We start from the raw sequence: 24,734 nt of genomic DNA, 5'->3' as shown, positions 1-24,734 counted from the left end.
TGCGACGCCTGGGAAACGCCCGGAAAGCGCCACAGGCCCGCTCTGGTCGACGGTAACGCATTGTCGTTCACTGGTCACGCGCTGCTCTGGCTCGTCGTTCTACGGACCTACGCCTGGCGGCGTCTCTGTCTGAGACTCCGATGGCCGAGGGGCTGTTGATGATGAGTGGGCTTCTGATCACTGGCCGCGTGCCGAAGCCGGCTACGGCTCTCCTGCCGTACTTGCCGGAGTCGGCGGCTGCGGCCCGGCGGGTGGTGCGGGAGAAGTTGAGTGAATGGGAACTGCCGGAGCTGGTGGACACGGCGGAACTGATCGTCAGTGAGCTGGTGGCGAACGCGGTGAAGACGGGGTGTCTGACGCGGATGACCGTCTCCGTCCGCCGTGTCACGGACCGGACGGTGCGGGTGGCGGTGCGGGACGGCTCTCGGACGTTGCCGGTGCTGATGGTTGCGGGGTGTGACGAGGAGGGGCATCGGGGGTTGGCGTTGATCCACGCGCTCACCCGGGGGCGTTGGGGGGTGGCGGTGGAGTCCTTCGGGAAGGTGGTGCACGCCGATCTCGGGGTGGGGCGGCTGTGACGGTCTACGGTGTGGCGGCGGTGAGGAGGTCGGCGAGGGTGGTGAGGGAGTCGACGGTCCAATCCGCTTCGGGGGCCTGGGCGGTGAGGCCGATGTGGCCTCGGCGGAGGTGGGCGGTGCGGAGACCCATTTTGCGGGCGGGGGTGATGTCGTTGGCGGGGTGGTCGCCGACGTAGAGGATCTCGTGCGGGGCGCCGGGGGCCCAGGTGAGGACGCGGTCGAAGAAGCCCGCCGACGGTTTGGAGACGCCCCATTCGGCGGAGGTGGCGATGGCGTCGGCGGGTACCTCCAGGCCGGTGAGCAGGCCGGAGACGGCGGCGGGCTGGTTGCCCGCGATGCCGACCCACAGACCCGCCTCGCGCAGGCGGCGGAGGGCGGGGCGGACGTCGGGGTAGAGGTCGGTCTCGTCGAGGTGTTCGCCGTGGCCGGCGGCCCGGCGGGCGCGCCATTCGGCGGCGATGTCGGCGCCCGGGCGGAGGACGCGGATGGCGTCGGCGTTGTCGCGGCCCTGGGCCACCACGGCACCGACGAGGGCGGACATGAGGTGGGGTGAGACGCCGAGCCAGCGAGCCCAGTCGGACCAGTAGCGGTCGTCGGAGATGAGCGTCTCGCCGATGTCGAAGACCACGGAGCGCACCATGCGGGCAGCTTACTGTTCTGGGATCCGCAGGTGGGTCGGGAGAGGGGAATCCAGGGGTGTCGGAAGCGCGGAAGCCGGTGCTGTACGTCGTGGTGTGCGCAGCCGGAGTGGCCGGTGGGGTGGGGGAGTTGGTCGCGGCCGCGCAGGAGCGGGGCTGGGACGTGGGGGTGGTGGCGACGCCGAACGCGATGGGGTTCATCGACGCCGATGCGATCACGGCGCAGACGGGGTTTCCGATCCGGTCCGCGTGGCGGAAGCCGGGCGACCCGCGGCCGCTGCCGGATCCGGACGCGATCGTGGTCTCCCCGGCGACGTTCAACACGATCAACAAGTGGGTCCTGGGCATCTCGGACACGCTCGCGCTCGGCATCCTCTGCGAGTCGTACGGCTGGGGCGTCCCGGTGGCGGTGCAGCCCTGCCTGAGCCCGGCGCAGGCGGCGCACCCCGCGTACGAGGAAAGCCTGGCGAAGCTGCGGCGGATGGGGGTGCGGGTCGCGGACTTCGTGCCGGGGTCGTACAGCTGGACGCGGGCGCTGGACCTGCTGGGGACTGAGAGGGACTGACGGGGACTGACAGGGTGGCTGGTCGCGGCCGGCGATCCTGGCAGTGTGGAGGGTGGTTCGGGCCGATCGGCCGGGGTAGCGTCCGGGCAGGTCAGCGAGGGTGTGGGAGGTTCCGGTGGCGGCGGTCAACGGCGAGGTGTCGTTCTGGTACGCGGCGAGTGGGGTGCCGGAGCCGGGCCCCGCGCTGCCGGGGGACCGGGACGTCGACGTCTGTGTCGTCGGCGGCGGGTACACCGGCCTCTGGACCGCCTACTACCTGAAGAAGGCCGACCCCTCGCTGCGGATCGCCCTGCTGGAACAGCGGTTCTGCGGCTACGGCGCCTCCGGGCGCAACGGTGGCTGGCTGTACAACGGCTTCGCGGGCCGCGGGCCGCGGGGCGTTCGCCGAGCGGTACGGCTGGCAGCGCGCGGCGGCGATGCAGCGGATGATGGACGACGCGGTCGGGGAGGTCGTGGACATCGCCGCGGCCGAGCGGATCGACGCGGACGTGGTGCGCGGCGGCGTCCTCGAAGTGGCGCGCAGCAAGCCGCAGTTGGAGCGGCTGCGGGCCTTCGTCGAGGGCGAGCGGGCGTACGGCGAGGGCCGGGTGGAGCTGCTGGGAGCCGGGGAGGCGGGCGACCGGATCGCCGTGGCCGGCACCCTCGGCGGCTGCTGGAGCCCGTACGGCGCCCGCATCCAGCCGGCGAAGCTGGTCCGCGGCCTGGCCCGGGTGGTGCGGGAGCTCGGCGTCGAGGTGTACGAGGGCACGACCGTCACCGCGATCCTCCCGGGCAGCGCCTACCGCAAGCCGCGGGCCGTGACCCCGCTCGGCACCGTCACCGCCGAGCGGGTGCTGCGCGCCACCGAGGGGTTCACCGCCGGGCTGCGCGGGGAGAAGCGCACCTGGCTGCCGATGAACTCCGCGATGGTCGCCACCGAGCCGCTGCCCGCCGGGTTCTGGGCGGACGCGGGCTGGCAGGGCCGGGAGGTGCTGGGCGACTTCGCGCACGCCTACATGTACGCGCAGCGCACCGCCGACGACCGGATCGCGCTCGGCGGGCGGGTACGTCGGCAGCGGGGTGACCACGACCAACCTGGCCGGGCGGACCTTGCGCGACCTGGTCCTCGGCCACGACACCGAGCTGACCCGGCTGCCCTGGGTGGGGCACACCGTACGGCGCTGGGAGCCGGAACCGCTGCGCTGGCTCGGGGTGCAGGCGATGTACGCCGCGTACCACGCCGCCGACCGGCAGGAGGCGGCCGGGCGGGCGACCACCTCGCCGATCGCCCGGGTCGCGGACCTGGTGGCCGGGCGGTAGGCGCGCGGGCCCCGGGTGGTCCGTCGCACGTCCGGACCACCCCCCGGACCCCCCGGACCACCCCCGGACCGCGCCCGGATCGTCCCCGGCCTGTCCCCGGACGGAGCGCGGCCGTTCGGCGGTGCCGTCGTGCGGGGGCGCCCCGCGGCCCGCACCGTGGGGGCGTGATGCGGAGAACCCTGCCGGCCCTGTGCCTCGCCCTGCTGCTCTGCGCGCCCGCCGCCCTGGCGGAGGCGCGCTCGCCCGGCCGGCAGGTCGCCGTCGTCGACCAGGCCTCCCGCCGGGTGCTGGTGCTGCAGAGCGCCGAGGGGCTGACGGCCTACCGCGGCCCGGACCGGTTGCCGGTGATCTGGAGCTGGAGTGCCGACCGGGCACCGGAGTTGGCGGACCTCGCGCCCGCGCGCAGCTGGACGGACCCGGACGAGGTGAAGAGCCGGATCCGGCAGGGCCGCCGCTACCTGCTGACGACCGCCACCGGCGGGCTGGCCGCCGTGGTGGAGACCGCCACCGGCCGGGCCCGCTGGGCGGCGGACCTGGGGCCGGCCGCCAACCCGCACAGCATCGAGCTGCTGCCGGACGGCAACGTCGCCGTCGCCGCGAGCACCGGCGGCTGGGTGCGGCTGTACGCGGCCTCGCAGGGCCCGCGCGCCGCCGGGTACGCGGAGGTCCCGCTGCCGGACGCGCACGGCGTGCACTGGGACGCGCGGACCGGGCTGCTCTGGGCGCTCGGCGCCACCACGCTGACCGCGCTGCGGGTCGGCGGCACCCCGGCCGCGCCCACCCTGACCGTCGCCCGGAGCACCTCGCTGCCGGACCGGGGCGGCCACGACCTGGCGCCCGTGCTGGCCTCGCCCGGGCGGTTCTGGGTGAGCACGCTGGCCGGCCTGTGGAGCTACGACCCGTCCGAGGACCGCTTCACCCGCGTCCGGCTGGCCGACCGGGCGGCCGAACGGGACGTCAAGAGCGTCGGCGACGAACCCGGCCGCACCGGCCGCCTGCTCACCGTGACCCCCGCGCACACCGGCCCCTGCGACTGGTGCACCGCGGCGATCACCCTGCACCGGCCGGAGGGCACCCGGGCGCTGCCCGGGACGCACCTGTACAAGGCGCGCTGGTGGGGAGCCTTCTAGGGCCGGTCCTCGCGGCCCGCGGCCGCCGAGCGGGTCCCCGGACGGCCGATACCAGATCCGGGCCCGCCGGTAGTTGATCTTGGGCGTCGAGTCGGTGATATCACCCGAATTGCGGACAGCGTTCGGCTGATGGGGCATATTGTGTACCCCGGCAAACTACTCCGATGGAAGTCAGTTTCCCGTCGCGGTCCGAAAACGATCTGCCGACCCCCGTCGACTGGGATAGCGTCGAAGGCGTCGGGGGGCCGACACCGATCCGGTGTATTCGAACGCTAGCTACCTGGCCGTAAAGGCCGATTGAGTCCTGGAGAAAAACATGCGGAATTTCCCCGAGGAAAACCGACCGGACACCCTGGACGATCTGCAGCTCGCGGTGGACTCGCTGGCCGCGTTCCCGTCCCGGAACGCGGCCGGCGGGGCGGTCGTGACCGAGCGGCTCGCGGCCGTCGCCGAGCTGTGCCGGTCGGTCGACGCGGTGCTCGACAGCCTGGTCGTCCAGGCGGCCGCGGAGGCCGCCGAGGAGGGCTGGACCGCGGCCCGGATGGCGGCCGAACACTCCGCCTACTACGCCAGGTTGCAGCGTGCGCTGCTCCCCGCGGTGGCCGGCGCCGGGCTGACGCAGCAGTGAGCGCGGCCTACCTGGGCGCGCACGTGCTGGCCTGCCCGACCCGGTGGAGCGACGTCGACGAGAACGGGCACATCAACAACGTCCGGCTGGTCGGCTACGTCCAGGAGGGGATTTACGACCTGTTCCGCCACCACGCGACCGCCGTCCGGGAATCGCTGTTTTCCGCCGGATTCATTATCGCGCGGCACGAGATCGATTATCTGGAGCAGTTGCACCACCACCCCGACCCATTGTCGGTACGGCTCACCGTGGAACGGCTCGGACGGAGTTCCGCGCATGTCGAGGTGAATGTCTGCCGGGACGCGCTGACGTTTATGCGGGCGCGGACCGTGGTGGTCGCCCGGGACCGCGAATCCGGGCGTTCGCGCGCCCTCAGCCCGGACGAGCGGAGCTTTCTCTCCGCGTTTATGCCGGACCCGGCGCGGGCCGAGGGCTCCCGGACCACCGCGACGGCGACGGCGCCGGCGCAGCGGGTGGTGCCCGGAGTGGTCGGCAGGGGCGCGCCCTCGCGGCGCCCGCGCCGGCGGTGCCGCGCCTCGGTGGGCTGAGCGCCCCCGTACGGCGGGAGCGCCCGAGCGGCGCCCGTTCCCGGGGCGGTGCCCCCGGGCCGGCGGCGTGATCGACAACGGCGTCGATCCGCCAGGCCGGATCCCCGGCGCCCGGCCGGGCCCGATGGCATCGGGCCGGTTCCCGGGGCGCCGGGCCGAGTTACGCTGAGCAGCACGGGCACCGACACGTCCCACGCCGGTCACGGGCTGCGGACGTCACCTCCCGGCCCAGGGGGTGCGGGCCGCCGACGGTCCTGCCGGGCCCCGGCGACCCTGAGGAGGACGCGATGACCATCTCCTGGGAGGACTTCCGCGCCCGCGTCGTGGAGCGCGGCGAGTACCGGGGCGAGGCGGAGGCGGACCACGCCACCCGGGTCGTGCTCGCCCTGCTCGGGGAGCACCTGGTGGGGGCCGACCGGGGCGAGATCGCGGACGCGCTGCCCGAGACGTACGCCTCGCTGCTGCGCGACGCCCGGCCCGCGGCCGAGCCGCTGACCGCCGAGCGCTTCGTCCTGGGCGTGGTCGGGTGGATCGACGGGGCGACCCCGGCGACGGCGCAGTGGGACATCGGGGCGGTGCTCAGCACCGTGGCCGACCTGGTGCCCGGGGACCTGCTCGACCGGGTGATCGAGCAGCTTCCGGAGGGCTACGACCTGCTGTTCGGGCACCCCACCTCGGTCTGACGGGCGCCGGACCCGCTGCTACCGGGTGGCCCGCGGCCGTCCGGTGGTGGCCCGGAACAGCTCCGCGCCCAGCCACAGTTCGGCCTGCGGGGTGGCGTCGGGCTCGGCCCCGGTGAGCGCGGGGATGGCGGTGGCCGAGCCCCAGGCGTACCGGCGGACGGGGTTGCGGAGCGGGGCGAAGGGAGGCGGCACGGTGGCTCCGGGAGGGGGAGGCCCTCAGCGGCAGAGCGCGGCCGCGCCGATCAGCCCGGCGTCGGTGCCGAGTTCGGCGTGGCGCACGTCGAGGCCGCGGATGTACGAGAGGGCGGCGTAGCGGTCCAGGTGGCGGGCGAGCGGGGTGAACAGCACGTCTCCGGCGGTGGCCACGCCGCCGCCGACGACGACCCGGTGGAGGTCCACCAGGGCGGCCGTGCCGGCGATGCCGGCGGCCAGGGCCTGGGCGGCGCGGTCGAAGGAGGCGAGCGCGACCGGGTCGCCCGCGGCGGCGGAGGCGGCGACGGCGCGCGCCGAGCGGTCCTCGCCGTCGGGCCGCCAGCCCCCGGCGAGTGCCCGGCGGGCGATCGCGGTGCCGCTGGCGAGGCCCTCCAGGCAGCCGCGGGAGCCGCACGGGCAGGGTTCGCCGTCCAGCTCGACGGTGATGTGTCCGAGGTGTCCGGCGTTGCCGCTGGGGCCCGGGCGGACCGCGCCGTCGAGCACCAGTCCGGCGCCGACCCCGGTCGACACCACCAGGCAGAGCGCGTTGTCGGCGCCCCGGGCCGCGCCCTGCCAGTGCTCGGCGGCGGCCATCGCGACGCCGTCCCCGGCGAGGCGGACGGGCAGTGCGCGGGCGGCCACCGCGGGGTGCGCGGCGACCTCGGTGACCAGCGGGAAGCCGCGCCAGCCGGGGATGTTGACCGGGCTGACGGTGCCGTCGGCGAGGTCGACCGGGCCGGCGCTGCCGATCCCGAGGGCGGTCACGGCGGGCCAGTCGGCGGTGCCGGAGAGTTCGTCCAGCACCTTGTGGACGACGGCGAGCACGGCCGGGCCGGGCTCGGTCGCCGGGGTGGGCAGCTGGAGCCGGTGCCGGAGCCGGCCGTCGCCGTCGACCAGCGCTCCGGCGATCTTGGTGCCGCCGACGTCGACGGCGGCGAACAGCGGGGTGGAAGGCACGGTGGGCTCCAGAACACGTAGGGGGCGGCGCCCCGGCCGGGGAGCCGGGGCGCCGCACAGCGTAGAACAGGGCCTATCCGGCGGCCCGCAGCCGCAGCGTGACCAGCTCGAACGGGCGCAGCGCGAGCCGCACCGCGCCGTCCGCCACCGTCACCTCGCCGCGGGTGCCGTCCCAGGGCCGCTCCAGCAGGTCGCAGGGGACGGCGTCGGCGAGCGGGAAGGAGGTGGTCAGCCGGCCCCGGGTACGGCCGCCGGAGGCCTCGTAGACCCGGACGATCAGGTCGCCGCTGCGGTCGTCGGCGAGCTTGACCGCGCTCACCACCAGCGCGTCGTGGTCCAGCTCCACCAGCGGCGCGACCCGCTCGGCGGTGCCGGTGACCCGCCGCTCGGGCAGGCCGATCCGGTAGCCCTCGCGGACGGCGTCGCCGATCGCCGCGCCGGGGACGAGGGCGTGCCGGAACCGGTGCAGGCCCTGGTCGGTCTTCGGGTCGGGGAAGCGCGGGGCGCGCAGCAGCGAGAAGCGGACCGTGGTGGTGGTGCCGCCGTCGGTGGCGCGCACGGCGCGGGTGACGTCGTGGCCGTAGGTGGAGGCGGTGACCAGGGCGACGCCCCAGCCGGGCTCGTCGAAGTGGACGAAGCGGTGGTTGCAGGCCTCGAACTTGGCGGCGTCCCAGCTGGTGTTGGTGTGGGTGGGCCGGTAGAGGTGGCCGAACTGGGTCTCGGCGGCGTAGCGCTCGGTGTGGACGTCCAGCGGGAACGCGGCCTTGAGGAACTTCTCGGTCTCGTGCCAGTCCACCAGGGTCTCGATGTCCAGGCGCTGCTCGCCCGCCCGCAGGGTGAGCGTCTGGACGGCGGTGGACGAGCCGAAGGAGCGCACGACCCGGACGGAGACCTTCTCGGCCGTCTCCGCGAAGACGGTGAGCGAGTCCACGCCGGTCAGGTCGGTGACGGTGTTGCGGTAGAACTGGTCGACGTCCCAGGCGTCCCACATGTTCGGGAAGTCCGGGTGCAGTTGCAGCAGGTTGGCGCGGGTGCCGGGGGCGACGGTCTCCCGGCCGCTCGCGACCTCGACCGCCGAGGCGATCAGGCCGTCGGCGTCCACCACGACGTCCAGCAGGCCGTTGCGCAGCAGGTAGCCGCCCTCGGGGCGCTCGGTCAGCGTGCAGCCCTCCGCCGGCGGAGCCACCACGGCGGCCCCGCCGGCCGGGACGGCGGAGCGCGGGTGCGGCGCCGCGTTGAACACCAGCTCGTGCCGGCCCCGGTGATCCCCGGCGAGGGCCCGCTGGGCCGACGCGATCAGCTCCACCAGCTCCTTGGCCAGCGCCGCGTACGTCGCCTCGGCCTCGCGGTGCACCCAGGCGATGGACGAGCCGGGCAGGATGTCGTGGAACTGGTGCAGCAGCACGGTCTTCCAGATCCGGTCCAGCTGCTCGTAGGGGTACTCCGCGCCGGTGCGCAAAGTGGCGGTGGCGCACCAGAGTTCGGCCTCGCGCAGCAGGTTCTCGCTGCGCCGGTTGCCCTGCTTGGTCTTCGCCTGGCTGGTCAGGGTGGCCCGGTGCAGCTCCAGGTAGAGCTCGCCGACCCAGACCGGCGGGTTCGGGTACTCGGCCTCGGCCTTGGCGAAGAAGTCGGCGGGCTTCTCCCAGCGGACGGTGGCCGAGCCCTCCAGGTCCCTCAGCCGGGCCGCCTTGGCCACCATCTCGCGGGTGGTGCCGCCACCGCCGTCGCCCCAGCCGGTCGGGGCGAGCGAGTGGCTGGCCACCCCCTTGTCCTTGAAGTTCCTTGCCGCGTGGGCGATCTCGCTGCCCTTCATGGAGCAGTTGTAGGTGTCCACGGGCGGGAAGTGGGTGAAGATCCGGGTCCCGTCGATGCCCTCCCAGAGGAAGGTGTGGTGCGGGAATTTGTTCACCTGGCTCCACGAGATCTTCTGGGTCAGCAGCCACTTGGAGCCCGCGTTGCGGATGATCTGCGGCAGGCCGCCGGTGAAGCCGAAGGTGTCCGGGAGCCAGGCCTCGTGGTTCTCCACCCCGAACTCGTCCAGGAAGAACCGCTTGCCGTGCACGAACTGCCGGGCCATCGCCTCCGAGCTCGGCATGTTGGTGTCGGACTCGACCCACATGCCGCCCGCCGGGACGAACCGGCCCTCGGCGACGGCCTTCCGGACCCGGGCGTACACCTCGGGGCGGTGCTCCTTGATCCAGGCGAACTGCTGCGCCTGGGACATGGTGTAGAGGAAGTCCGGCTCGTCCTCCAGCAGCGCCGTCATGTTGGCGGTGGTACGGGCCACCTTGCGGACGGTCTCGCGCAGCGGCCACAGCCAGGCCGAGTCGATGTGCGCGTGGCCGATCGCGCTGATCCGGTGCGCGGACGGCACGGCGGGCGCGGCCAGCACGCCCGCCAGCTCCGAACGGGCGGCCGCCGCCGTGCCGTTGACGTCCTGGAGGTCGACCGCGTCCAGGGCCCGCTCGATCGCCCGCAGCAGCTCCCAGCGGCGGGCGCCCTCCACCGGCAGCTCGGCCATCAGCTCGCCGAGCACCTCCAGGTCCAGCACCAGCTGCCAGACCGTCTCGTCGAAGACGGCGAGGTCCATCCGGGCCAGCTTGTACTGCGGCCGGTCGCCGGCCGTCTCCCTGTCGCCCAACTCGGTCGGCAGGAAGGGGTGGTAGTCCAGGATGACCGGGTTGGCGGCGGCTTCGACGTGCAGCAGCACCTGCTCCCCGCCGGCCGCCGGGGCGGCGATCCGCACCCACTGGTTCTGCGGGTTGAGGCCCTTCACCGGGGTGCCGTCCGGGCGGTAGACCAGGCCCTCGCACTGGAAGCCGGGCATGTTGGCGTCGAAGCCGAGGTCGATCAGCGCCTCGACGGTGCGGCCCGCCCAGGCCTCGGGCACGGTGCCGGTGACGGTGATCCAACTGGTGCCCCAGGGCGCGCCCCAGGCGTCGCCGACCGCGATCGGGGCGCGCGGCGCGGCCAGGCCCTCGGCGACCGGGACGGGCTCGCCGGGCGCCGTCCAGATGCCGACCTCCAGCGGGACGGACTCGGGGTACACGGCCGGACGGATGCGCTCGTCCAGGACGCGCTTGAGACGGGACTCGACGAGGGTGCGGTCATCGTGCATGTCAGCGGGCTCCGTTGCGTGGCTGAGGGACAGCGGCGTTCAGGGAGAACGTACGTCTAGAGAGAACGTAGGTGGGAGGGGTGGACCACGTCGGTGATACCGCGCGCGGCCAGGTGCTCGCGGTCCCCGGCGCGTTCGGCGAGGACGGCGGTCGGGCGGGCACCCGCCTCGGCGAGGCGCATGAACGCCTCGTACACCGGGCCGCCGGGGCCGCAGACCGAGCGCTTCGGCGAGGTCACCTCGTCGCCGGTGGCGACCACCACGGCGGTGCCGCGCGGCTTCGGCGGCCGCCAGGAGCGGCGGGCCTCGGCGGCGGCCTCGGCGAGCCGGGCGCCGGCCGGTTTGACCTTCCGGTCGGTGGTCAACAGGCCGAGGCTGTACTCGAGTTCGGGGAAGTCGGCGAGCGAGCGGTCCACGTCGTGCGAGCACCACCAGGTGACGCCCCACAGGTCCGGGCAGTCCAGCACGGCCTCGACGGTGGCGCCGGTGAAGCGGGCCGCGTCGTCCGGGGCGATGTGCGGGGCGGGCGCGCCGACCTCCTGCAGCCAGACCGGGCGGGCCGGGTCGTCCGCCCAGGCCTTGGAGAGCTCGACCAGGTACGCGGCGTGCTGCGCGGTGGCCGTGGAGTGCGGACCGTAGCGCTGCGCGGTGCCGTTGAACACCCAGGAGTGCACGGCGGTGGCGGCGCCGATCCGGGCCGAGTGCCAGGGGGTGAACGGGTGCCCGTCCAGGTACCAGGCGGCGTCGTAGGAGGCGTGCAGGTGCAGCCGGCCGGGGGCGCCCGTCTCGCAGGCCGCCAGCATCCGGCGCAGCCAGGCCTCGGCCTCGGCGGGGGTGGCCCGGTCCGGGTCGGGGTGCGGGTCCCCGGAGAACTGGTTGATCTCGTTGCCGAGCGTCATCCCGAGAAAGTTGGGCCGCTCGCGCAGCGCCCCGGCGAGGGTGCGCAGGTAGTCGGCCTGGCCGTCGGCGACCTCGGGGTCGGTGAAGAGGTTGCGCCGGTGCCAGGTCCGGGTCCAGGAGGGCAGGAAGTCGAAGCTCGACAGGTGCCCCTGCAGCCCGTCCACCGCGACGTCCAGCCCGCGCTCCCCGGCCGCGTCCACCAGGGCGGTCAGCTGCTCGACGGCGCGCGGGCGGACCAGGGCGCGGTTGGGCTGGAACACCGGCCAGAGCGGGAAGACCCGGACGTGGTCCAGACCGAGGGCGGCGATGGAGTCGAAGTCGGCGCACACGGCGTCGAGGTCGAAGTCGAGCCAGTGGTGGAACCAGCCGACGCTGGGGGTGTAGTTGACGCCGAAGCGGGGGGCGGTGGTCATCGGGGGGCTTCCTCGACTCGGTGGGGCGTACGGGGGCGTACGGGGCGTACGGGCCGGCGGGGCTATCCCTTGACGGCTCCCTCCTCGACACCTCTGAAGAAGAAGCGCTGGCAGAGGCCGAACACCACGACGATCGGCAGGAAGGCGATCATGGTGCCGGCCGCGATCAGCCGGGGGTTGGCGGAGAAGGTGCCGTTGAGGTACTGGAGTCCGACGGTCAGGGTGTACTTCTGCGGGTCGTTGAGCACGATCAGCGGCCAGAGGAAGTCGTCCCAGGCGCCGATGAAGGTGAAGATCACGATCACGCTGATCATGCCGCGCACGTTGGGCAGGCCGACGTGCCACAGCCGCTGCCAGACGTTGGCGCCGTCCACCAGCGCGGCCTGGTCGAGCTCGGCCGGCACGGCGGCGAAGGCGGTGCGCATCAGCAGCACGTTGAGCATGGCGATCGAGCCCGGCAGCGCCACCCCGGCCAGGGTGTCGGCCAGGCCGAGGCCGCGCACCAGCACGTACTGGGAGACGATGGTGACCTCGCCGGGCAGGACGAGCGTCGCGAGGAACAGGCCGAGGACGAGCCTGGCGCCGCGGAAGCGCAGCCGGGCGAGCGCGTAGCCGGCCAGGGTGCAGCCGACCACGTTGCCGGTGATGCAGACCGCGGCGACGAGCACCGAGTTGAGCGCGTAGGTCCACACCGGGACGGTGTCGGCGACCTTGCCGTAGTTGTCGAGGGTGGGCTGGTCGGGCAGGAAGACCGGGGTGCGGGAGTAGACGTCCTCGGCGGGGCCCTTGAGGGAGGTGGACAGCTGCCACAGGAACGGGCCGATGACCAGGAGCAGGACGAGCAGCAGGAGCAGGTAGCGGACGGCGATGCCGCCGGGGGAGGGGGTGTTGAAGCCCCGGGCGCCCCTCGTGGCCTTGCTGTGCTTGGTCTTCTCGGTGGTGTCCTGGGCGCCCTGGGGGGTCGTCTTCGTCGGGAGGGTGGTCACGGGTTCAGGCCGCCTTCCGGTTCAGGCGCATCAGGAACAGCATCGGGCCGAGGGTGACGAGGAACAGCAGCAGGCTGAGCGCCGAGGCGTAGCCGAGGTGGCCGTTGAAGCCGCGGCTGTACATCTGGATCAGCATCACCACCGACATGTCCCGCCCGCCGGGGCCGCCCTGGCCGTTGGAGAGCACGTACAGCTCGGAGAAGACGCGCAGCGAACTCACCGAGATCAGCGCCGAGATGAGGATCATGGTGGGCCGCACCCCGGGCAGGGTGATGTGCCAGAACCGGCGCACCGACCCGGCGCCGTCCACCGCCGCCGCCTCGTGCAGTTCGCGCGGGACGTTCCCGAGGGCGGACAGGTAGATGACCATGTAGTAGCCGAGGCCCTTCCAGACGGTCAGGGCGATCGCGCTGAACAGCAGCAGCCAGCGGTCGGTGAGGAAGGAGACCGGGGAGCCGGCCAGCCCGGTCTGCCGGAGCAGGCCGTTGACCAGCCCGCGGTCGTCCAGCACCCAGCCCCAGACCACCGCCACCACGACGGCGGAGGCGATCACCGGGGTGTAGAACGCGGTGCGGAAGAAGGTGATGCCGGGGATCTTCCGCTGGACGAGCAGGGCCAGCAGCAGTGGCAGCACGGTCAGCAGGGGCAGGCAGACCAGCATGAAGACGATGCTGTTGAGCAGGGCGTCGGCGAGCTGTTCGTCGTCCAGGAGGCGGCCGTAGTTCTCCAGGCCGGTGAACCGCCCGCCGCCCAGCGGCTTGGCGTTGGTGAAGGACAGGATCACCGTGTTGACGGCCGGCCAGAGGTTGAACACGGCCAGCCAGACGATCGCGGGCCCGGCGAGCAGCCAGGGGGTGAACCAACGCCGGTGGGTCATGCCGATGCCTTCCTGGGGCCTGGGGTGGTGCGGGTCGTTCCCGGGAGCGCTGTTCCCGGGAGCGGCGGGTAGGGGGCCCGCCGCTCCGCCGTTCCGCCGGTACCGGGTGTGACGGGTCTGACGGTTGTGACGGGGGAGGTCCGTCCGGGGGGCTACGTCCGGAGGTCAGCCCTTGAGCAGCCTGTTGCACTGCTCCACGGCGGTGTCCAGCGCCTGCTTGGAGCTCGCGTCGCCGCTGATGGCCAGGGCGATCTGCTGGTTGATGACGGTGCTCATCGCGTCGTCGACCTGGACGGGCTGGATCAGCTTGGCCTTGGCCAGCGAGGCGAAGGCGATGACCTTGGCGTCGCCCGCGTTGGTGCCGTCGCTCTTGCTGAAGAACGGGTCCCCGGCCGAGGCCTTGGTGGACGGGAAGATGCTGGTCAGGTGGGCGAAGGCGGCCTGGCTCTCGGCGTTGGTGACCCAGCGGGCCAGGGCGACCGCGGCGGCCGGGTTCTTGGTGCTCTTCGGGATGGACACGCCCTGGACGTACAGCGGCGGGGTGTCCAGCGCGGGGGAGGGGACGACCTTCGGGGCGAGGGTCGGGTTGTCGACGGCGAGGCTGGTGATGTGGTTGGCGCCGGCGGTGGTCCAGGCGGCGGTGCCCGCGTTGAACAGCTTGGAGTTGCCGGCGTAGGTGTTGGTCAGCACGTCCTTGGGGAGCAGGCCGTCCTTGAAGGCGTCGCGGTACTTGTCGAGCAGCGCGGCGGCCTCGGGGGTGTTGAAGGTGAAGGTCCGGCCGTCGTCGGACATGATCTTCACACCGGCGTTGTAGAGGTCGCCGATGCCCGGTTTGCGGCTCATCAGATAGGTCTGGCCGCCGGACTTCTCCTTCATCACCCGGGCCTGGGCGATGAGTTCGTCCAGGGAGGTCGGGGGCTTCTTCGGGTCCAGGCCGTACTTCGTGAGGAGTTCCGAATTCCAGTAGTTCACATCGGTGTTGAGGTACCAGGGGTAGCCGAAGGTGCCCTGCTGTCCGACGAAGCGGTAGGCGTCGACGCCGCCGGCGACGTACTCCTCGGCGAGCTTCGGGTCGGCCTTGGCGACGTCCAGCAGGAGGTCCTTCCTCGCGAGCGGGAGGGCGAAGTCGGGCGGGAGGTTGACCACGTCGGGCAGGGTGCCGGCGGCGGCCTGGCTGAGCACCTTGTCGGAGTACCCCTCGCCGGGCTGGTCGAGCCACTCGACCTCGACACCGGGGTACTTCTTCTTGAAGCCGTCGATCACCCCCTGCATGTAGTCGGTGAACTTCGGCTTGAGCGCCCAGGTCTGGAGCGAGACCTTGCCCTTGACCTCGCCGGTGGCGGCCGCGCTCGCCACGCTGTCGCTGTTCTTGGTGTCGCCGGAGCCGAGTCCGCAGCCGGTGAGCGCGGCCGCGGTGAAGGCCGTTGTCGTCAGTGCCGCCCAGATTCTGCGCATGAGGGTCTCCCGGTCCTGAGGGTGGGTGGGGGATCGTGCTGAGCTCGGGGGGTGCTCGGGTCCGTCGGGTCCTTGCCGACACGGGTGTCGGCAGGGCTGTCGGCACGGCTGCCGAGAGGGCCGCAGGCAGCGCTGCGACGTGGCCGCCGACGGGGCTTGTGCCGCATTCCGGAACATGGCTAACTAAACCGGTCTAGCTCTGGCAGGGACTATGCTCCCGCCTAAACTTGGATGTCAAGAGAGGAGTCGGGTCCTGTGGGCAGACCGACGATCGCCGACATCGCCCGCCAGGCCGGTGTCTCCAAGGGCGCGGTTTCCTTCGCGCTCAACGGCCGCCCGGGCGTGAGCGAGGCGACCAGGGACCGGATCCTGCGGGTCGCCGAGGAGATGAACTGGCGCCCGCACAGCGCCGCCCGCGCCCTCGGCGGCGCCCGGGCCGACGCCGTCGGGCTGGTGATCGCCCGCCCGGCCCGCACCATCGGCGTCGAGCCGTTCTTCAGCCACCTGCTCTCCGGGCTGCAGGCGGTGCTCTCGGTCGGCTCCGTCGCGATGCACCTGATGGTGGTCGAGGACACCGCCGCGGAGATCGAGGTCTACCGCCGCTGGGCCTCCGAACACCGGGTCGACGGCTTCATCGTGGTCGACCTGCAGGTCAAGGACCCGCGGCTGCCGGTGCTGGACGAGCTGGGGCTGCCCGCCGTCGTGCTGGGCGGGCCCGGCAAGGGCGGCAACCAGCTGCGGATCTGGGCCGACGACCGGGAGGCGATGCTCTCCATCGTCGACTACCTGGCCGCCATCGGGCACCGCCGGATCGCCCACCTGGCCGGGCTGCCGCACTTCCAGCACACCCAGCGGCGGATCCGCGCCCTGCGCGACGCCTCGCGCCGGCTCGGCCTGGAGGAGGCCGTGTCGGTGCCCACCGACTTCAGCGACGCCGAGGGCGCGGCCGCCACCCGCACCCTGCTCTCCCGCGCCAGGCGGCCCACCGCGATCGTCTACGACAGCGACGTGATGGCCGTCGCCGGGCTCGGCGTGGCCGGGGAGATGGGCGTCGCGGTGCCCGGCGAGCTCTCGATCGTCTCCTTCGACGACTCGGTGCTCGCCCGGATCGTCCACCCGCCGCTGACCGCGCTCAGCCGGGACACCTTCGCGCTCGGCGAGCAGGTCGCCCGCAGCCTGCTGGAGGCGCTGGACGGGGCCGGGCCCGGGCGCGACCTGCAGATGCCCACGCCGCGGCTGACCGTGCGGGAGTCCACCGCACCGCCCGGTGCCGCGTCGTCCGCACCGGCCGGTGTGGTTGCCGCGCGAGTCGTTGACAGCGGTTCTGAACCGGTTTAGCCTCGCTGCGCCGAGGGGGTCCGGTCCTGTGCACCGCTCGTTGTCATGTTCGTTGAATTCCCCTCGATGAGCACCGCCACGCCCGCATGCACCCGGGCGGCCCGCCGCTGCCGGCGGGCCCGCCCCCACCTCCTCCGCTCGATCGGAGCCACCGCATGTCACGACGCCTCCCCCTGCTGCTCGGCGCCGTCCTCACGACGGCCGCACTGACCACCACCGCCCCCGCGGCCCGGGCCGAGCCGAGACCGGCCGCCGCACCGTTATCCCCCGCCGACTCGGCAGCCGCCGCCGGCACCGCCGCCACGGCCGGCCCGGGCAGCCAGCCCTTCGCCTCGTACTGGTACCCCAGCACGATCCTGAACTGGGACCCGGCCACCGACCCGGACGCCCGCTTCAACCGTTCCCGCGTCCCGCTCCAGCCGCGCACCAGCGACCCGGCGCTCAAGGCCAACCCCAACGCCCGCACCGGCGAGGGCAAGATCGCCTCGCTGGTCTCCTTCGGCCCCACCTCCGACAACCCCTCGCAGGGCTCCGCCGACCCCAACTACTACGCCTTCGGCTACTGGCAGTACGTCGACAAGCTGGTGTTCTGGGGCGGTTCGGCCGGGGAGGGCCTGATCCTCGCCCCCAACCCGACCGTCATCGACGCGGCCCACCGCAACGGCGTCAAGGTCTACGGCACCGTCTTCTTCCCGCCCGGCGCGTACGGCGGCCAGCTCCAGTGGGTGCGCGACTTCGTCCAGAAGTCCGGCAGCCGCTACCCCGTCGCCGACAAGCTCGCCCAGGCCGCGCAGTACTACGGCTTCGACGGCTGGTTCATCAACCAGGAGACCGGCGGCGGCGATTCGGCCCTGGCCGGCGAGCTGCGCAACCTGATGCAGTACACCAAGGCGCAGAGCGGCACCGAGTTCATGTGGTACGACGCGATGACCACCGACGGCGCGGTCAACTGGCAGAACGCCCTGACCTCGGCCAACTCGCCCTTCCTGCAGGACGGTTCGAAGCGCGTCTCGGACTCGATGTTCCTGAACTTCGGCTGGTCGGCGAGCGGACTGAGCTCCTCCCGGGCCCTGGCCCGGCAGCTCGGCCGCAGCGAGTACGACCTCTACTCCGGCATCGACACCGAGGCCAACGGCTACAACACCGGCGTGGACTGGAACACCCTCTTCCCCACCGGCAAGCCGCACACCACCTCGCTCGGCCTCTACCGCCCCGAGTGGACCTGGAAGTCCGCCACCGACCGCGCCGACTTCTACGCCAAGGACTCCCGCTACTGGGTCGGCGCCAACAACGACCCGTCCCGGACCGACCTCTCGTCGAGCTGGCCCGGCCTGGCCGGCTACGTCGCCGAGTCCTCGCCGATCACCGCCAAGCCCTTCGTCACCAACTTCTCCACCGGGCAGGGCGACTTCTACAACGCGGGCGGCACCCGGGTCGCCACCGGCGGCTGGAACAACCTGTCGCTCCAGGACGTCCCGCCCACCTACCGCTGGGTGGTCGACTCGGCCGGCAGCAAGCTCACCCCGTCCGTCGACTTCACCGACGCCTACCAGGGCGGCTCCTCGCTGCGGCTGACCGGCACCCTCGACGCCGCCAACACCGTGCGGCTGTACCAGACCAAGCTGCCGGTCGCGGCGACCACCAAGCTGGACCTGGTGGTCAAGACCCCGGCCGCCGGGCCCACCGGGCTCAAGGCGGCCGTCGCGTTCACCGACGCGCCGAACACCTACACCACGATCGACGTCGGCGCCGACTCCGGCACCGGGTGGGAGCGGCATACCCTCGACCTCTCCCCGTACGCGGGCCGCACGATAGCCCAGATCGCCCTGCGGGTCGAAGGGGCCGCCCCCTCGTACGATCTCCGGGTCGGCCAAGTCGCCGTCTACGACGGGTCGGTGGAGAAGCCGGCGGCGCCGAGCGGCCTGACCGTGCTCGGTGCGAGCGACGTGACGGCGGGCAGCAGCCAGTCGCTGCGGCTGTCCTGGACGGCGGCGCCCGGCGGCAACGTCCACCACTACGAGGTGTACCGGCGCAACGCCGACGGCAGCCGGACCTTCCTCGGCGCGACGCCCAACGACGCCTACTTCGTCGGGCGGCTCGACCGGGCCGGCACCGAGAGCGCCACCACGCTGGACGTGGAAGCGGTGTCCACCACCTACGGGCGGTCCAACGCGGCTTCCACGACCGTGAGTTGGACCACGACCCCGCCGGCCTCGACCAACCTGGCGCTGAACCGCCCGGCCACCGCCTCCGGCCAGTGCAACACCAACGAAGGGGCGGCCAAGGCCGTCAACGGCAGCGTCAGCGGCGGCACCAGCGACAAGTGGTGCACCCTGAGCTCCGCCAAGTGGCTCGAGGTGGACCTCGGTTCGGCGAAGCAACTGTCCAAGTTCGTGGTCAAGCACGCCTCGGCCGGCGGTGAGAGCTCCTCGTACAACACCCGGGACTTCTCCGTCCAGGTCCGGTCGAACACCACCGACCCCTGGACGACGGTCGCGTCCGTCACCGGCAACACCGCCGGGACGACCACGCACCCGGTGAACACGACCGCCCGCTACGTCCGGCTGGTGGTCACCAAGCCGACCCAGACCACGGACCCGGCCGCCCGCGTCTACGAGTTCGAGGCCTGGGGCGCGTAGCGCGGCCAGCCCCTTCGGACCTTCGGACCTTCGGGCGCTCGGACCTGCGGCCCCTCGGACCTCCGGAAAGGAACCACCCCGTGCCGGTCACCATCACCGCCGTCGAGACCACCGACCTGTTCGTCGGCCCCGAGTCCGCCCCGCGCCAGATCCTGCGGGTCACGACCGAGGGCCCGGCCGCCCGGATCACCGTCCACGGCCCGGGCGTCCGCGGCGAGGCGACCGGCACGGGACCGGTCGAGGTCCCCCTGGAGATCACCCCGACCGCCCGCCCGGGGGACCGGCTGCCGGTCACCGTGACGGCCGGAGGAGCCGTCGCGGAGGGGCTGGTGGAGGTCGCCGAGCCCGGCTGGACGATGTTCCTGGTCTCGCACTTCCACTACGACCCGGTCTGGTGGAACACCCAGGCCGCCTACACCTCCCCCTGGGAACTGCTCTCCGCCGACGCCACCACCCGTCCGCTCTGGGAGCGCAACGGCTTCGCACTGGTCGACGCCCACCTGGACCTCGCCCTGCGGGACCCGGTGTACAAGTTCGTCCTCGCCGAAGTCGACTACCTCAAGCCCTACTTCGACCAGCACCCGGAGCGCCGCGACACCCTCCGGCAGCTGCTGGAACGCGGACAGGTCGAACTCGTCGGCGGCACCTACAACGAGCCGAACACCAACCTGACCGGCGCCGAGACCACCATCCGCAACATCGTCCACGGCATCGGCTACCAGCGGGACATCCTCGGCGGGGACCCGCGGACCGCCTGGCAGCTCGACGTGTTCGGGCACGACCCGCAGTTCCCCGGCCACCTCGCCGCGGCCGGCCTCACCGGCAGCGCCTGGGCACGCGGCCCCTTCCACCAGTGGGGACCGATCCAGAAGAACTTCCGCGAGGCCAAGGACGACGCCCGGGTGATGCAGTTCCCGAGCGAGTTCGAATGGATCGCCCCCGGCGGCGAGGGCGTGCTCACCCACTACATGCCGCACCACTACTCCGCCGGCTGGTGGATGGACTCCTCGCCCGACCTCGCCACCGCCGAACAGGCCGTCTACGAGCTGTACCGCAAGCTCAAGCCGGTCGGCGCGACCAGGAACCTGCTGCTGCCGGTGGGCACGGACTACACCCCGCCCAACAAGTGGGTCACCGCGATCCACCGCTCCTGGGCGGCCAAGTACCTCTGGCCGCGCTTCGTCTGCGCCACCCCGCGCGACTTCCTGGACGCCGTCCGGGCCGAACTCACCGCCACCGGACGGCGGCCCAGCCCGCAGACCCGCGACATGAACCCGGTCTACACCGGCAAGGACGTGTCCTACATCGACACCAAGCAGGCCCAACGGGCCGGTGAGGTGGCGGCGGTGGACGCCGAGAAGCTCGCCACGCTGGCGGCCGTCCGCGGCCTGGGCCGCTACCCGGCCGCCGCGCTCGACAAGGTCTGGCGCCAACTCGCCTACGGCGCCCACCACGACGCGATCACCGGCTCCGAGTCCGACCAGGTCTACCTGGACCTGCTCGGCGGCTGGCGGGAGGCGTACGACCTGGCCACCGTCGTCCGGGACACCGCACTGGACGCGCTCACCGGCCGGATTGCCACGACCGGAGCCGGATCGGCCGTGGTGGTGACCAACACGCTGTCCTTCGACCGGACCGACCTCGCCTCGGTCGAACTGCCCGACGGCGTCAGGGCGGTACGGGTGCTGGACGACCGGGGTGAGCAGGTGCCGAGCTCCGTCGACCGGGGGACGCTGCGGTTCCTGGCCGCGGACGTGCCCGCGCTCGGCTGGCGCACCTGGCGGCTGGTGGACGGGACGGCGGAGGAGCCCTGGTCGGCGGCCGAAGGCTCGGTGATCGCCAACGCCCGGTACCGGGTGGCGGCCGACCCGCGGCGCGGCGGCGGCCTCAGCTCGGTCCGGGACCTGTGCCACGAACGGGAGTTGATCCAGGACGGCCGGATCGGCAACGAGCTGCGGGTGTACGAGGAGTACCCGCAGCACCCCGACTTCGGCGAAGGCCCCTGGCACCTGGTGCCCAGCGGCCCGGTGACCGGCTCCGGGGAGTCCGTCGCCGCCGTCCGCCGGGAGACCGGCCCGCTCGGCGAGCGGCTGGTGATCGAGGGCACGGTCGACTCCGTCCGGTACGAGCAGACCGTCACCCTGTGGCGCGGCGTCGACCGGGTGGACTGCCGTACGAGGGTGCTGGATTACTCCGGCGCCGACCGGCTGCTGCGGCTTCGCTTCCCGGTGGACGTCCCCGGCGGGCTGCCCGTCAGCGAGGTGGCCGGTGCCGTCATCGGACGCGGCTTCGCCATGCCGGACGTGGACTCGGCGGAGGCGCCGTGGACCCTGGACAACCCGGCCAACACCTGGTTCGGGCTCGGCTCCACCGCGCGCGCCGACCTCACCGACCCGGCCGGGGCGGCGATCGGGTCCCGCGCCCTGGGCGTGGCGGAGGTCATCGTCCCGAGCCTGGACGCCGCCGCCGACGCCCGGCCCCTGGTCGTCGCGCTCGCCCGGGTCGGGGTCACCGCCACCACCTCCGGCGCGGACTGGGCCCGGTACGGCTGGCTGGACGTCGACTCCAACCTTCCGGACTTCCGGATCCTGGTCGGCGGACCGGAAGTCAACGAGGCGGCAAGGGAGTTGATCGAGGGGGCGGGAGCGGAGTACGCCGCCGTCCTGAAGACGCACGGCGCGGTCTGGGTGCCCGCGCTGACCCCGCTGGCCGAGGCGTGGCGGCCGGACGCCGACCTGCGCGACCTGCGGGCACTGCCGGCGCTCGTCGTCGCCGACGCCGCCGAGGTCGACGCGCTGGTCGACGACCTCGCCGACGCCCGGATCACCGCCGTCTGCCCGGCGGCCGCCGCCGACCGTACCGACGGCCCCCTCGCCGACCGTACCGTGGCCCTGCTCAGCTTCGGCCTGCCCGGGTTCGCGGTCGACACCACGGGGGCGTTGCACCTGTCCCTGATGCGCTCCTGCACCGGCTGGCCCTCGGGCGTCTGGATCGACCCGCCCCGGCGGACCCTGCCCGACGGGGCCTCCTTCCAACTCCAGCACTGGACACACGAGTTCAGCTATGCACTGGTCGGCGGGGACGGCGACTGGCGGAAGCAGACCCTGCCCGCGCAGGGGCAGGAGTTCAACCACCCGCTGTACGCCCGGATCGCGCCCGCACAGGACGGCCCGCTGCCGGCCACCCTGTCCTGGCTGCGGGTCGAACCGCAGCGCGAGGTGCTGCTCGGCACGCTCAAGCCGGCCGGGAACCCGATCGCGCACGGATCGGTGGCGGGGGTTGGGCCCCAACTGGCCGTCCGGCTGGTCGAGTCGACGGGGCTGGGGTCGACCGCCGCGCTCGCCGGGGCGCTCGGGCTGGAACAGGTACGGGCCGCGGACCTGCTGGAACGGCCGCTTGAGAGCACCGCCGAACCCCTGGACCTCGCCGGCCCGCTGGACCTCCCCGGCTCGCGGATCGCCACCCTGCTGGCCACCCCCGGCGTCACCGCGGCGGAGGGCGGTCCCGTCCTCGGCCCCACCGCCGAACCCGCCCAGCCCGTCCACGCCCGCTACTGGCTGCACAACCGCGGCCCGGCACCGCTCGGCTACCTGCCGGTGTCCATCGGCGCCTCGCCCGGACTGCTGCGGACGACCGGCGAACCGGTGGTGCTCTCCGTCGCCCTCTCCTCCCAACTGCGGGACGCCGCCGTCGAAGGGACCGCCGTCGTCCTGCCGCCGGACGGCTGGACCGCCGGCCTCGGCAGCCGCCCGTACCGGCTGGAACCCGGCGGACACCTGCGCTTCCCGGTCACCCTCACCCCGCCGGCCGCCGCCGAACCCGGGCTGTACTTCGCGGCCGTCCGGACCGAGCACGACGGCCAGCGGATCGAGGACGTGGTGACGGTCGCCGTCGGCGACCTGCCGTCGCTGCTGCCCGTCGCCGGGGACACCCCCGAGGACTGGACGGCCGCTCAGGGCACCAAGGCCACCGCCGGCCGCGACACCGGCCTCGACGTCGAGGTCTCCCACCAGACCCTGCGACTGGCCCCCGGCGGCCGCGCCACCCTGAGCCTCACCCTCACCAACCGCACCCGCGGCGAGGTCCGCGGCGAGCTTCAACTGGTCTCCCCGTGGGGCACCTGGGAGACGATCGCGGACCCCGTACGAGGCTTCTCGGTGGCGGCCGGATCCGCGACGACCGTGGACTTCGCCCTCGCCGCCCCCGCGACGACCGACCCCGGCTCGTACTGGGCCCTCGCCAAGGTGATGTGGTTCGGCCGCTGCCAGTACGCCCCGACCGTCGCCCTGGTGGTGGAGGCGTGACCCTCGGCCTGCTCGACGGACGCCCCCTCCCGAGGGCGCCCCTGGACCGCCGGCTGGCCGCACTACGGACCGGCCCGCGCGCCACCGCCCTGCCCCAGCCGGGCAGTTCGGAGGACCGGCAGCTCACCCGGTGGGTCGCCCAGGTGCTGCTGACCGAGGCGCTCTGCGAGGCGGTGGCAACTGAGCGTGGGTTGGCGCTCAGCTCCGGCGCCACCCACCTCGACCAGCAAGCCGCGGTCGAACTGGGATCCATCACGGCAGCCGCATACGAAGGCAGTCCGGCCGTCCGCGCTGTCTACGAGTCGGTCACCGCCGACATCGAACTCACGCCCGAGCACGTCGCCCACTACCGTGCGATGACCACCCGCACGCCGGCCGCCCGCTGGAGACTCGCGCTCCCCGGCGGCGAGTCGGAAGCCGACCCCGACACCCTCCCGCGCGCCCTGGCCGAAGCCCTCCGTGCGGCCCCCGTCGGCGAGTGGGTCACCGTAGGCCCCTGGACCGCCGCCCTCCTCGCCACCACCACCCCGGAGGCCACCCCCGACCCCACCCCGCGGCTCCGCGAAGCCGCCCGCCGAGCCGCCTTCGTCCGCTGGCTCGACCACGAACGCGCCCGACGCCTCACCCTCGTCGAGGGCCTGGAACACCCCGGCGACCCCGCCCAACCCGACAACCACCACCGCCACTGAGCCGGAGAGCCGCAGAGCCACCGCACGGGCCGGGCGAAGGCCGCCGTGCGACGGGCCGTACCGTGGGGCACCTGCCTTTGAGGAAGGGAACACGAGTGCGGTACAAGGTGACGGTGAATGTCGCGGCCCCGCCGGATCGGGTGTGGGAGGTGCTGGCCGACGTCGAGGGCTGGCCCCGCTGGACGGTGTCGAAGGCGAGCGTGCGGCTGCTGTCCGACGGCCCGGTGGCAGTGGGAAGCGAGGCGGAGGTCCGGCAGTTCAAGCTGCCGACCGAGGTGTGGGAGGTCACCGGGATGGAGGCCGGCCGCAGCTTCGAATGGCGCTCCCAGAACCCGGCGTTCACCACGATCAGCACCCACCTGATCGAGCCGCTCGGTGCGGACCGGTCCCGGGTGGTGCTCGGCGTGCAGCAGAAGGGGTTCATGGCGCCGCTGATGGCTCTGGCGTACGGCAAGCTGACCCGCCGGTACGTCGACATCGAGGCGGCCGGGCTCAAGCGGTACTGCGAGGCGCCGGCCCGTTGAGCGGCGCGGCAGCCGACGCCCCGCACCGCCCGACCCAGCGGACCGTCAGGTCGCCAGCCCGACGACCACGGCGGCCGTGCCGAGGGCCGCGTGAATCGCTCCGATGATCTTGACGGTACGCAGCGCCAGATCGGACTGACGGTACTGGTAGTTGAGCAGCTGCCACCACTTGGCGGCATTGCGGATGTCGAAGGCGGTGGCGATCCCGTGGAGGGCGAAAGCCGACCCGAAGACGATCAACTCGGTGGTCACAGCGGGAGCATAGGACCACGC

The 24,734-nt window shown here is 73.1% G+C and carries 20 protein-coding genes and 1 pseudogene; 12 read left to right on the top strand and 9 right to left on the bottom strand.

Annotation, left to right across the window (positions count from 1 at the left end):
• Window positions 1–140: 140 nt before the first annotated feature.
• A complete protein-coding gene (locus tag ACYP53_RS25695; RefSeq protein WP_459649134.1) occupies window positions 141–578 on the top strand; it encodes an ATP-binding protein in 438 nt (145 codons plus the stop codon).
• Window positions 579–582: 4 nt separating this feature from the next.
• Here the strand turns inward: ACYP53_RS25695 and ACYP53_RS25690 are convergent, their stop codons facing one another.
• Entirely contained in the window at window positions 583–1,218 is a 636-nt protein-coding gene (locus ACYP53_RS25690) for an HAD family hydrolase (protein ID WP_459649133.1), read from the bottom strand.
• Window positions 1,219–1,274: 56 nt separating this feature from the next.
• On the opposite strand from ACYP53_RS25690, the gene ACYP53_RS25685 reads away from it, so the two are divergent.
• The 6 genes and pseudogenes from ACYP53_RS25685 (at window position 1,275) to ACYP53_RS25660 (ending at window position 6,069) form a co-directional block, all read left to right on the top strand.
• Window positions 1,275–1,781, top strand: a complete 507-nt coding sequence (locus ACYP53_RS25685) for a flavoprotein (protein WP_459649132.1) — start codon at window positions 1,275–1,277, stop codon at window positions 1,779–1,781.
• A 115-nt stretch (window positions 1,782–1,896) separates the two neighbouring features.
• Window positions 1,897–3,080 (top strand): annotated as a pseudogene (locus ACYP53_RS25680) (NAD(P)/FAD-dependent oxidoreductase).
• Window positions 3,081–3,247: 167 nt separating this feature from the next.
• Window positions 3,248–4,210: a DUF6528 family protein gene (locus ACYP53_RS25675; RefSeq protein WP_459649827.1), complete on the top strand. Its 963-nt coding sequence runs from the start codon at window positions 3,248–3,250 to the stop codon at window positions 4,208–4,210.
• Between the two features lie 316 nt (window positions 4,211–4,526).
• Window positions 4,527–4,838 carry a hypothetical protein gene (locus ACYP53_RS25670; protein ID WP_189921292.1) on the top strand — a complete coding sequence of 104 codons (312 nt, stop codon included), beginning with the start codon at window positions 4,527–4,529 and terminating at the stop codon, window positions 4,836–4,838.
• A complete protein-coding gene (locus ACYP53_RS25665; protein ID WP_189921290.1) occupies window positions 4,835–5,386 on the top strand; it encodes an acyl-CoA thioesterase in 552 nt (183 codons plus the stop codon). The genes ACYP53_RS25670 and ACYP53_RS25665 overlap by 4 nt, the downstream gene beginning before the upstream one ends.
• A 287-nt stretch (window positions 5,387–5,673) precedes the next feature.
• Window positions 5,674–6,069: a DUF2267 domain-containing protein gene (locus ACYP53_RS25660; RefSeq protein WP_189921288.1), complete on the top strand. Its 396-nt coding sequence runs from the start codon at window positions 5,674–5,676 to the stop codon at window positions 6,067–6,069.
• A gap of 18 nt (window positions 6,070–6,087) precedes the next feature.
• Here ACYP53_RS25660 and ACYP53_RS25655 read toward each other — a convergent pair whose 3' ends face one another.
• From ACYP53_RS25655 to ACYP53_RS25625, 7 genes are all read right to left on the bottom strand, one after another.
• On the bottom strand, window positions 6,088–6,261 hold the full coding sequence (locus ACYP53_RS25655; protein ID WP_459649859.1) for a hypothetical protein: 174 nt from the start codon (window positions 6,259–6,261) through the stop codon (window positions 6,088–6,090).
• A 24-nt stretch (window positions 6,262–6,285) separates the two neighbouring features.
• Window positions 6,286–7,218, bottom strand: a complete 933-nt coding sequence (locus tag ACYP53_RS25650) for an ROK family protein (RefSeq protein ID WP_459649131.1) — start codon at window positions 7,216–7,218, stop codon at window positions 6,286–6,288.
• Window positions 7,219–7,291: 73 nt separating this feature from the next.
• Window positions 7,292–10,336 (bottom strand): alpha-mannosidase, encoded by a 3,045-nt coding sequence (locus ACYP53_RS25645; RefSeq protein WP_459649130.1) that lies wholly within the window; start codon window positions 10,334–10,336, stop codon window positions 7,292–7,294.
• A 56-nt stretch (window positions 10,337–10,392) separates the two neighbouring features.
• The gene (locus ACYP53_RS25640) at window positions 10,393–11,649 is read right to left on the bottom strand and encodes a glycoside hydrolase 5 family protein (RefSeq protein ID WP_459649129.1); all 1,257 of its coding nucleotides are present in this window, start codon (window positions 11,647–11,649) and stop codon (window positions 10,393–10,395) included.
• Window positions 11,650–11,711: 62 nt separating this feature from the next.
• Entirely contained in the window at window positions 11,712–12,635 is a 924-nt protein-coding gene (locus ACYP53_RS25635) for a carbohydrate ABC transporter permease (RefSeq protein WP_373313847.1), read from the bottom strand.
• 4 nt (window positions 12,636–12,639) lie between these two features.
• Window positions 12,640–13,512, bottom strand: coding sequence for a carbohydrate ABC transporter permease (locus ACYP53_RS25630; RefSeq protein WP_189921282.1), 873 nt, complete (start codon window positions 13,510–13,512; stop codon window positions 12,640–12,642).
• 165 nt (window positions 13,513–13,677) lie between these two features.
• On the bottom strand, window positions 13,678–14,967 hold the full coding sequence (locus ACYP53_RS25625; RefSeq protein ID WP_459649128.1) for an ABC transporter substrate-binding protein: 1,290 nt from the start codon (window positions 14,965–14,967) through the stop codon (window positions 13,678–13,680).
• Window positions 14,968–15,222: 255 nt separating this feature from the next.
• Here ACYP53_RS25625 and ACYP53_RS25620 point away from each other — a divergent pair, with 255 nt between their 5' ends.
• The 5 genes from ACYP53_RS25620 (at window position 15,223) to ACYP53_RS25600 (ending at window position 24,461) form a co-directional block, all read left to right on the top strand.
• Window positions 15,223–16,305: a LacI family DNA-binding transcriptional regulator gene (locus tag ACYP53_RS25620; RefSeq protein ID WP_189921278.1), complete on the top strand. Its 1,083-nt coding sequence runs from the start codon at window positions 15,223–15,225 to the stop codon at window positions 16,303–16,305.
• Window positions 16,306–16,460: 155 nt separating this feature from the next.
• A complete protein-coding gene (locus tag ACYP53_RS25615) occupies window positions 16,461–18,944 on the top strand; it encodes an endo-beta-N-acetylglucosaminidase (RefSeq protein WP_459649127.1) in 2,484 nt (827 codons plus the stop codon).
• 80 nt (window positions 18,945–19,024) lie between these two features.
• A complete protein-coding gene (locus tag ACYP53_RS25610) occupies window positions 19,025–23,248 on the top strand; it encodes a glycoside hydrolase family 38 N-terminal domain-containing protein (protein WP_459649126.1) in 4,224 nt (1,407 codons plus the stop codon).
• A complete protein-coding gene (locus ACYP53_RS25605) occupies window positions 23,245–23,937 on the top strand; it encodes a DUF7158 domain-containing protein (protein WP_459649125.1) in 693 nt (230 codons plus the stop codon). The genes ACYP53_RS25610 and ACYP53_RS25605 overlap by 4 nt, the downstream gene beginning before the upstream one ends.
• Before the next feature lie 95 nt (window positions 23,938–24,032).
• On the top strand, window positions 24,033–24,461 hold the full coding sequence (locus ACYP53_RS25600) for an SRPBCC family protein (RefSeq protein ID WP_459649124.1): 429 nt from the start codon (window positions 24,033–24,035) through the stop codon (window positions 24,459–24,461).
• 45 nt (window positions 24,462–24,506) lie between these two features.
• Here the strand turns inward: ACYP53_RS25600 and ACYP53_RS25595 are convergent, their stop codons facing one another.
• On the bottom strand, window positions 24,507–24,713 hold the full coding sequence (locus tag ACYP53_RS25595) for a hypothetical protein (RefSeq protein WP_189921268.1): 207 nt from the start codon (window positions 24,711–24,713) through the stop codon (window positions 24,507–24,509).
• Window positions 24,714–24,734 lie beyond the last annotated feature (21 nt).

The organism is Kitasatospora sp. Ki12 (genome assembly GCF_054601375.1).
Note: the sequence above shows the minus strand (reverse complement) of the source record. Positions and strands in the feature narration are given on the sequence as shown.